The organism is Lamprobacter modestohalophilus (assembly GCF_016583905.1).
GTDB classification, from domain to species: domain Bacteria; phylum Pseudomonadota; class Gammaproteobacteria; order Chromatiales; family Chromatiaceae; genus Lamprobacter; species Lamprobacter modestohalophilus.
The window spans coordinates 139,288-148,419 of sequence record NZ_NRRY01000006.1 but is presented as its reverse complement, the minus strand read 5'-3'; the positions used below and the strand labels follow the sequence as shown (position 1 = coordinate 148,419).

Here is a 9,132-nt window from a genome sequence, read left to right as displayed (position 1 = left end):
CTCACCACTCACCACTCACCACTCACTACTCACCACTCACCACTCACCACTCACTACTCACCACATCACCCACCAAAAGCCCCAACCATAGCCCGCTGACTCACTTCATCCAACTGCATCCTGACATCGCGCTGCGGATAGGGGATGCGGACACCCTGCTCACGGAAGCGGCGCCCGATCGCGAGCAGCACATCGGAGCGGATCACCAAGCCGCCCGGTCCCTCATTCATGCGAAAACAGTACTGCACGCGGATGCTCACCGCTGAGTCGGCGTATTCCCACAAGAAGACACCCGGCGCCGGGTCCTTGAGCACATGCGGATGCTCGCTGAGGACAGCCTCGATGAGGCGGATGGCCAGCTCCGGATCATCGTCATAATGGATGCCGATGTAGTGCACGTTCCGCAGCAGATCATCGCTACGCGTCCAGTTGGTGAATTCGCCGCTGATGACCGATCCATTCGGGATGATGACCTCCTGTTTATCCAAGGTGCGCATGGTCAGCGAGCGGATGCCGATCCGCGTGACATTGCCCAGGTTGCTGCCGATGCTGACGAAATCGCCCACACGCAGCGGCCGCTCGGCCAGCAGCAGGATGCCCGAGACAAAGTTGTTGATGATGTTTTGCAGGCCAAAGCCGATACCGACGCCGAGACTGGCCGCGAAGACCGTGAGCGTGGTCAGATCAAAGCCGATGATCTTCATCGCCAGCAGCACACCAGCGACGATGACGACGTACTGGGTAAAGGTCGCCAGCGCCTGGCGCAGGCCGGCATCGCGGACGCTGCGATAGGCGATGTTGTAGCTGACCTGCTGACTCCAGCCACCGATGTAGAAGACGCTGCCAACAAGGGCGAACGCGAGCAAGATATCGGCGATCGTGAAGGCCGACTCGCCGAGTTCGAAGAGCCGGGTATTGATCACCCCGAGCACCCAGCGCACCACCGGTGTCTCCATGTGCCAGCCCCAGAGGTAGAACAAAAGCCAGCCCGCACCAATGAACGACAGCAAGACGCCGAGCCGATAGCCCGGCTCGACAAAATGGGTACGCCAGAAGTCTGCCAGCTCATTGGCTGGCGGCGGCGCGCTTTCGCCAGCGCCGGCATCGGCAGCCGCGTTGTCCTCGACTCGGGCATTGGCGCCCGAGCCCGAGGCAGCCAACGCGCTGTCCGATGGCATGACGGCCGTCGTCTCCTGAACGGCCGGCGCCAGCAACCGTTCAACGCTGTAATCCCGGACATCGGAGAGCAAGCCGATCACCAACAGCAGCAGCAAGCCAACGACCACCAGCCAGGCGAGATAGATCAGCAAGGCCCATGCGAGGTTGATAAAGCCCACTAGACCAAGCAGCCCGACACCGAGTAGGAATACTGGCAGCAGCCGCGAGATCGATGCCGACACGGCGACCCAGCGGCGTCGCCCCCGGGCAGCGGTTCGGGCGAGACGCTCCAAAAGACCCCGCAGCGCAAAGGCGGGAATCGCCAGCGCCAACACCCCGAGCATCGCAACGCGATCGATGAGATCCGCCAGAATCGGGGCGACAGTCAGCGACCGCACCAGAATGAACAGGCCGGCGACAACGGTTGCCAACAACAGACCGATGCGCAGTTTCCGGTAGAAGCGTGCCGGGGCGCTGGATAGCTCGGTCGCCAATATGGCAGCGCGACTCAGACCTTGCGGGCGCGGAAGCGGGTGCTGCAGCGGGGCTGCCGGTGTCGGCGACGCCTCGAGCGGGGCGCTGCTGCTCGGAACTGGTCCGGTCGCCGATGTCGGCAACGGCGCTAGCGGGCGGCTGCCGCCCGGCGCCTCGTCGACCTCAGCGTCGACCTCAACATCGACCTCATCGGCGTGCTCAGGCGGCCGCTCCTCCGGATTGGCTGCCGGCACCGCCACCGGCTCCTCCTTGCCGTCTTCAACCTCGTCATCCATCGAGTAGGTGCGCGCTGAATGCAACAGGGGCTCCGATGCCGATGCCGACAGCACCCCGGTCATCGCGTCCGGCGCGCACAGTAGCTCGCGCACCAGCGTCAGCACGAACAGGGTCAGCGGTGGCAGCAACAGCAGGAGCGCGATAGCCCGGATGGAGTCGCCGGTGATGCCGAACAAGGTTTCGGCAAGCAGCCACAAGGCGGCGGGGATGGCCGCGGGCAATGACCGAGCCAGCGCGCGCCCGAACAGCGCCAACTTGCCATCCTCAGGCTGCCGCTCGACCCAGAGCCGAACCCCGCGCGCGCCCCAGAGCAACAGCAGGACCAGCAGCGCTGCACCGGCCACGGCCAACCATTGCAGGGCTGCACCGGCGCCGAAAACCGCCTGCCTGAACTGTTCGACCACGGCCGCGACCATCTGCCGAAGCGACCCCGGCAGCTGAGCTGCATTGTGGGCGACTCGGCCCCAAGCCGCAGCGCTGTCGGGTAGCCCGCGATGATGGCCCAGGGATGCGACGTAACGCTCGGCGATGATGCGGTCGAAGACATCCCGCTCAGCAGCGATGCGCGCCGTCATGGCATCGATGTCGGCTTGCTGGAAGTCGAGCGCGATACCGAGATCGTCGAGCAGCGCCGGCTCCAGCTCGTTCACCAGGAGTTGCTTCTCCAGCGCCACCTGCTTCGATCGGAGCACACGACGCTGAGCGTCAATCAAGGATTGGATACGCGTCAGCCCCTCGGCGAGACCGACCACCCGCTCCTTGGCGCCGCGCAGCACATGCAGCGGCATCGACTCATCGCGGCGCAAGGCCTCGAGATCGTCCAGGGCGTTGCCCGCCAACAGCAGCTCCAAGTCGTTTTGACGCAGGACACTGCGGATCAGCGCGTCGTCAGCCCGTGCCGCCAGTGCGCGGCGCTGCGCTGGCGCTAGTGGCTCGCTGCGCTCTGCTTCCTGCAGGCGCGCGCCGAGCTGCGCCGCCCGGCGCAGATGATCGGCGATCACCGACTCCAGCATGTCCAGGCGCGGGTCCGGGTTGAACAGGGTTCCGCCCTCCAGCGCGCTCAACTGCAAGCGGCTCTGTAACAGGCGAAGGCGCTCGCGCAGCAGTGCCGAATTGCCACGCGTGACCTGCGCGATCTGCCTGAAGCTGTCGACCACGCGCTTGGTCAGCGCGAGCTGCTCGGCGAGCAGATCCCGCGCCACCTCGTTGCGCACATCGTCGATGTCGCCATCCGGGGCGCCGACCGCGCGATCGAGCCGGATAAGCTGCTTACGCAGCCGCTCCGCTGACAACAAGCGCTGTTCGATGCGGCCTTCGATCACGGCCAGCCGCGACTCGGCGGCGTCGAGCTCAAGCCGCGCCTCGCCGAGCATCCGCGGCGAAACCTCAGCTTTCGACAGGCTTAGCTCTTCGCGCTCGAGCTGCTCGGTCAGCTGTGTGCGCCGAGTCTCCCGCGCCGTTTCGCCGCATCAACCTCCTCGATCCAGCCCTCGAGCCGCGTGTTCTCGCGCTCGATGTCGCGCAGATCGGGGATGCTGACATCGGCAGCTGCCGCGCCGGTGAGCAGCAGGATGGTGATCAGTAGGCATGCGCGCATCAGAACTCCCCGGCTCGCAGTGCAGGGACAACCGATCGCGAGCGGAAGATCGTTGAAGCCGAGAATCGAAGCACGGTTTTCCTGCAGAATCCGACAACTAAAGCGTCTCTACGGACTCTGCGCAGTATGCACGCGATACACGGTCTACTGCGGACCGCACTTGAAGGTCAGCACCGCACGATAGTCCTCGGGACCTCGCGTCGAGACATAGGAGCCGCTGGAGCCGGCCGCCCTGGCGATCGCTGAGACCGTGTCGATGATCAGCGCCGCATCCTTGTCGATGCCCTGATACTGACTCTCCCGCGTCAGGACATAGGCCTCTAACCCACGCGCGGCACAACGGGCATTCGCTTCCTCGAGCGCTTCATTGAGCGCCCCAGTCTCGCTGTAACCGGTGGCGATCACCTGATAATGACCATCCGCCATCGGAATCACGGTTGCCGAGCTGAAGCAGCCCGCAATGGCACCAATCATAGCGAGTGGCGCAAGCCAACGACCTATCGACAAGAGGTTGGGGTTCAAAAATTCCTCCGACACAAGGGCCTGATGAAGCCCGGGCAGATCAAACCGAATTGCCATAACGGCGGTCGCATCATAGCCAAGCGACTGGGCAGCGACAACGGAAGTTTGGGCGATTGCCGGACAAGCGCATACCAGCCTTGCTGGTCTTTTCTCGCGCTTTAGGTCGTCGGGACGCGCTGAGCGGCGCGATGTCATCGGGACATCACCGACCGTCAGGGGGAGGTTCTCTAACTGAGAAAGACAGCGCCGACCGGGAGGCCGGCGCTGCGTCAACGCTGCGTTAACGCTGCGTCAAACTGGCGCGCCGGTTAGGCGACTTCGCCACCCAGCTTCTCAATCTCCGACGGCTCGTCGGCGCTCGCAAACAGGTTATAGATCAGGCCGGCCAACGCCGCACCAATGAGCGGAGCGACCCAGAACATCCACAACTGGCCAAGGGCCTGACCATAGCCACCCGTCATCAGCGCGATCGCGGGACCCGTGCTACGGGCCGGGTTGACCGAGGTATTGGTGACCGGGATGCTGATCAGGTGGATCAGGGTCAGTGCCAGACCGATGGCAATGCCGGCGGCAACGCCCGACGCCCGCTTATCGGTCGCGCCCAGGATGATCAGCAAGAACATCATGGTCATCACGACCTCGGTCACGAAGCCGGCCATCATGCTGTACCCACCCGGTGACAACTCGCCATAGCCATTCACCGCCAGCGCATTAGCGGTCAGCGTAAAGCCCTCTTGGCCACTCGCGATGAAGTAGAGCAGATAGGCGGCGACGATAGCGCCCAGCACCTGCGCAACCACATACAGCGGCAAATCGCCCCAGGAGAAACGTCCACCAACGGCGAGCCCGACCGAGACAGCCGGATTCAAATGGCAGCCGGAGATATGACCAATGGCATAGACCATGGTCAGCACAGTAAGACCAAACGCAAGCGAGACCCCGAGCAGGCCAATGCCAACCTCGGGGAATCCGGCAGCCAGCACCGCGCTGCCGCAGCCACCAAGGACGAGCCAAAAGGTACCGATGAATTCGGCGACCGAGCGTTTAAAGAGTGGCAAATTTGCGATCCTCAATGAGTCAGTTAAAAACCTGTAGAGCACAAAAGCGCCATGGACAATGCCAGGCGAACGAAATGTAGCCGCCTTGGCGCCTGAATGCTATGGTTTTTTTAACTCACGTCTGCCGCAGTCGCGAGGAGCGGGATGCGGGATGCGGGATGCGGGATGCGGGATGCGGGATGCGGGATGCGGGATGCGGGATGCGGGCGAGGGTGATCTGCGTGGTTTTTCTTCGACGCAAGGATTCGCTGATCAAAGCTCAGGACCACAGCGAATCCTTTGCCCGCCTCAGACCTCAGAGCACCCGGCAGTCGCTCATCATCACGTCGGTCTTGGTGCGACCCTGGCGCGAGCCCTGCTCTTCCATGGTCTCGACCACATCCATTCCCGAGGTCACCTTGCCGAAGACGACATGGCGACCGTCGAGCCAAGGCGTGGGCGCGACGGTGATGAAGAACTGCGAGCCGTTGGTATTCGGGCCGGCATTGGCCATTGAAAGCAGACCGGCTTCGGTGTGCTTGAGCTCAAAGTTCTCATCAGCGAACTTTTCGCCGTAGATCGACTTGCCGCCGGTGCCATTGCCGTTGGTGAAGTCACCGCCCTGGATCATGAAACCTGGGATGATGCGATGATACGGGCTGCCGGCGTAGCGCATATCTTCACCCTGCTCGCCGCTGCAGAGCACGCGGAAGTTCTCGGCGGTCTTCGGCACCACATCGGCGAAGAGCTCGGCCTCGATAGTGCCAGCCGGCTCGCCGCCGATGGTCACGTCCATCGCCACCTTCGGGTTCTCGGCCAGCACCGCGCTGCTGGCAAACGCCAGCAGTGCACCGAATGCAATGGCCTGGCGAGCAGGCTGGGTGTTGAATCGGACCATGGATCTCTCTCCTCAGTTTGAATGGATGTCAAAGTCAGTCCACGAGCAACAGCAGTTGTTCGATGAAAGCCGGCAAGACGCGGCGGAGTGGTTAACCAAAGTTGATCCGCGCCTCCAGATTCGCTGCCGAATCGGCATGGGCCAGACACTCGTCGAGGCTGATCCGCCCTTCGCGATAGAGCCCGAGCAGCGCATCGTCGAAGGTGACCATGCCACCCTCGCTGCTGCCGGCCATCGCCTCGCTGATCTCATCGATCTGGCCTTCGCGGATCAGGTCCGAGATATGCGGCGTGTTGATCAAGATCTCGACCGCCGCGGTGCGTTTGTCGTCGACCGTTCGCACTAGGCGCTGGGCGATGATCGCGCGCAGGTTGAGGGACAGGTCCATCAACAAGGTCTTGTGCATCACCTGCGGGAACAGATTGATGACGCGCTCCATGGCCTGATGGGCATTGTTTGCATGCAAGGTCGAGATGGCCAGATGACCAGTTCCGGAAAGCTCGATGGCGGCCTCCATGGTCTCGCGATTGCGGATCTCGCCGATCAGAATCACATCCGGGGCTTCACGCAGCGAGCTCTCTAGCGCTGCCGCATAGGACAAGGTATCCATCCCCAACTCGCGTTGATTGACGATACAGCCCTTGTGCGGATGCACGTACTCGACCGGATCTTCGATGGTCAGGATGTGGCCACGGCTGTTGCTGTTGCGATGATCGATCATCGCCGCCAGCGTGGTCGACTTGCCGGAGCCCGTCGCGCCGACCATGAGCACAATGCCGCGCCGCTGCATGACGATGCCCTTCAGCACCTCTGGCAGCCCTAGCTCATCGACGCTCGGGATCTCGGCCGGCAGATAGCGGATCACCATCGCCAGCGATCCACATTGATGGAAGGCGTTGATGCGGAAGCGTCCGCGCCCCTCGAGCCCGATGCCGACATCGATCTCACGCTCGCGCTCGAGCGCGCTGATCTGCGGCTCGTTCAGCAGCGAGTAGACCGCCTCCCGGCACAGCGCCGGCGTGTAATTGGTCTCACCGATGCGATGCAGCTTGCCGTCGATCTTGATCTGCACCGGCGAGCCCGCGCTGATGAAGACGTCGGACGCCTTCTTTGCGACCATCATCTCGAGATAGGGCTTGAAATCCATGCGGACCTCGCTCGGTTAATGGACATGGCGCCTCGCCACCCGGACGATGAAGCGCCTATTTCACGCTAACGGACATGGCGCCTCGCCACCTGGGCGATGCGGCGCTTATTTCAGCGAACGGCGCGGCTAGGTTTGCTCCTGCTCGGCCGGCAGATCGTTATCGCCCAAGATCGAGAATCCATCCTCATCGCCCAACGACTCAGCCGCGACGGCATCCTTGCCCTCCAACTTCACACGCAACCGGAGCTCATTCATGGAATCGGCGCTGCGCAGTGCATCTTCATAGGTGATCACGCCGGCCTCATAGAGATCGAACAGGGCCATGTCGAAGGTCTGCATGCCCTGCTCCTTTGAACGCTGCATGATGGTCTTGATCTCGTGCACCTTGCCTTTGAAGATCAGATCTTGGATCAGCGGCGAGTTGATCATGATCTCGATCGCGGCGACGCGCCCGCCGCCGACCTTCGGCAACAGCCGCTGCGAGATGATCGCACGCAGGTTCAGCGAGAGATCCATCAGCAGCTGCGCACGGCGCTCCTCGGGGAACAGATTGATGATGCGGTCCAGGGCCTGGTTAGCACTGTTCGCGTGCAGCGTCGAGAGACAGAGATGGCCGGTCTCGGAGAAGTTGATCGCGTGTTCCATGGTCTCGCGCGCGCGGATCTCGCCGATCAGGATCACATCCGGCGCCTGGCGCAGGGTATTGACCAAGGCGTGATCCCAGGACTCGGTATCCACGCCCACCTCGCGCTGGGTGATCAGGCAGTGCTGATGCGCGTGGACGAACTCGACCGGGTCTTCGATGGTGATGATATGGCCATAGGTCTCGCGGTTGCGATGCCCGAGCATGGCGGCCAGCGTGGTCGACTTACCCGACCCGGTGCCGCCCACCACCAAGATCAGCCCACGCTTGGAGAGCACCAGCTCCGGCAGGATGGGTGGCAGACCGAGTTGCTCGGCGGTCGGGATCTCGGTCGGGATGGTGCGCAGGACCAGGCCGGGATGGCCTTGCTGGACGAAGGCATTGACGCGAAAGCGGCCGATCCCCGGCGGGCTGATGGCGAAGTTGCATTCCTTGCTCGCGTCAAATTGACGCACCTGTTGATCATTCATGATCGAGCGCGTCAAGAGCGCCGTCTGCTCCGGTTTCAAGGCCTGCTGACTCAGCGGCGTCAGCTTGCCATCGAACTTACAGGCGGGCGGAAAACCCGCCGAGATAAACAGGTCTGAGCCCTTGCGCGCCAGCATGGTGCGCAAGCAATCGAGCACGAACTTGGCGGCTTGTTGACGATCCATAAGCGGTCTCTGTAGCCGTGAAGCAATCGCTTCCTCTTACGGGGAGGCGACGCGCCCTGATCCTTAGCCCGTCGCGAATCGCACTTGGTCAAGCGCTGCCGCAGTATCCGCGTGATACCGATCCGCGGCAACAACGGCTTCGGAATTCGGAACTTCGGGCCATGGTCATGCAGCCGTCATCGAAGTTGAACTTGATGGTAAAGTTAAACGTCTAAGATGCCGGATCATCATCAGAAAGTCAGCGACAGTAAGAACAAAAGTAGGAGAAAAAAGATGGTTGGGGAAAGACGCTATTGCGCTCGACACCGGCTGGATCTGCCAGTCTACATCCGCTACCACAAGCGCCCATTCCTCACCGCGACGGCGCGCACTGTCTCGTCGGGCGGCATGTTCTTGTCGGTCAAGGCACTCACGCTGCCACCCGGAACCCAGATCGAACTCGAGCTGCGCGCCCTCGGCAAGCGCTGGTTGCTGCCCGCGATTGTGATCCACGGCGACAACAGCGGCATCGGCGTGATGTTCCAGACCACTCAGACCGCCCTCTTTCAAGCGCTCATCGACGACACCAGCGCTGCCATGCCGCCCCTGGTTGCTGCTGACAGCACTGATCCGCTCCGGGCGTAACAGCCCACACCTCGCCGATCAAACCCGGGCGCCCAAACGGTCCATCGCTAGACTGCCGATCGCCAAACGGCCCATCCTGAAC

The 9,132-nt window shown here is 62.6% G+C and carries 8 protein-coding genes; 1 reads left to right on the top strand and 7 read right to left on the bottom strand.

Annotated features, from left to right (window positions below):
• Nucleotides 1-65: 65 nt before the first annotated feature.
• The 7 genes from CKO42_RS06150 to CKO42_RS06120 form a co-directional block, all read right to left on the bottom strand.
• Nucleotides 66-3,302 carry a mechanosensitive ion channel domain-containing protein gene (locus CKO42_RS06150; protein ID WP_200240613.1) on the bottom strand — a complete coding sequence of 1,079 codons (3,237 nt, stop codon included), beginning with the start codon at nt 3,300-3,302 and terminating at the stop codon, nt 66-68.
• A gap of 56 nt (nt 3,303-3,358) precedes the next feature.
• On the bottom strand, nt 3,359-3,526 hold the full coding sequence (locus tag CKO42_RS06145) for a hypothetical protein (RefSeq protein WP_200240605.1): 168 nt from the start codon (nt 3,524-3,526) through the stop codon (nt 3,359-3,361).
• Nucleotides 3,527-3,670: 144 nt separating this feature from the next.
• On the bottom strand, nt 3,671-4,048 hold the full coding sequence (locus tag CKO42_RS06140) for a hypothetical protein (protein ID WP_200240603.1): 378 nt from the start codon (nt 4,046-4,048) through the stop codon (nt 3,671-3,673).
• Between the two features lie 308 nt (nt 4,049-4,356).
• Entirely contained in the window at nt 4,357-5,106 is a 750-nt protein-coding gene (aqpZ, locus tag CKO42_RS06135) for an aquaporin Z (protein ID WP_200240601.1), read from the bottom strand.
• A gap of 295 nt (nt 5,107-5,401) precedes the next feature.
• Nucleotides 5,402-5,983 (bottom strand): peptidylprolyl isomerase, encoded by a 582-nt coding sequence (locus CKO42_RS06130; protein WP_200240598.1) that lies wholly within the window; start codon nt 5,981-5,983, stop codon nt 5,402-5,404.
• 91 nt (nt 5,984-6,074) lie between these two features.
• Nucleotides 6,075-7,130, bottom strand: coding sequence for a PilT/PilU family type 4a pilus ATPase (locus CKO42_RS06125; protein ID WP_200240596.1), 1,056 nt, complete (start codon nt 7,128-7,130; stop codon nt 6,075-6,077).
• A 126-nt stretch (nt 7,131-7,256) separates the two neighbouring features.
• Nucleotides 7,257-8,426, bottom strand: a complete 1,170-nt coding sequence (locus tag CKO42_RS06120) for a PilT/PilU family type 4a pilus ATPase (protein ID WP_200240588.1) — start codon at nt 8,424-8,426, stop codon at nt 7,257-7,259.
• Nucleotides 8,427-8,699: 273 nt separating this feature from the next.
• Here CKO42_RS06120 and CKO42_RS06115 point away from each other — a divergent pair, with 273 nt between their 5' ends.
• Nucleotides 8,700-9,050 carry a PilZ domain-containing protein gene (locus tag CKO42_RS06115; RefSeq protein WP_200240586.1) on the top strand — a complete coding sequence of 117 codons (351 nt, stop codon included), beginning with the start codon at nt 8,700-8,702 and terminating at the stop codon, nt 9,048-9,050.
• The last annotated feature ends 82 nt before the right edge of the window (nt 9,051-9,132 follow it).

What these genes read in the sequence shown, in the direction of transcription:
- CKO42_RS06150 (WP_200240613.1), bottom strand. Translation starts at nt 3,302, where the DNA reads ATGCTCGGCGAGGCGCGGCTTGAGCTCGACGCCGCCGAGTCGCGGCTG.
- CKO42_RS06120 (WP_200240588.1), bottom strand. Translation starts at nt 8,426, where the DNA reads ATGGATCGTCAACAAGCCGCCAAGTTCGTGCTCGATTGCTTGCGCACC.
- CKO42_RS06145 (WP_200240605.1), bottom strand. Translation starts at nt 3,526, where the DNA reads ATGCGCGCATGCCTACTGATCACCATCCTGCTGCTCACCGGCGCGGCA.
- CKO42_RS06125 (WP_200240596.1), bottom strand. Translation starts at nt 7,130, where the DNA reads ATGGATTTCAAGCCCTATCTCGAGATGATGGTCGCAAAGAAGGCGTCC.
- CKO42_RS06130 (WP_200240598.1), bottom strand. Translation starts at nt 5,983, where the DNA reads ATGGTCCGATTCAACACCCAGCCTGCTCGCCAGGCCATTGCATTCGGT.
- CKO42_RS06115 (WP_200240586.1), top strand. Translation starts at nt 8,700, where the DNA reads ATGGTTGGGGAAAGACGCTATTGCGCTCGACACCGGCTGGATCTGCCA.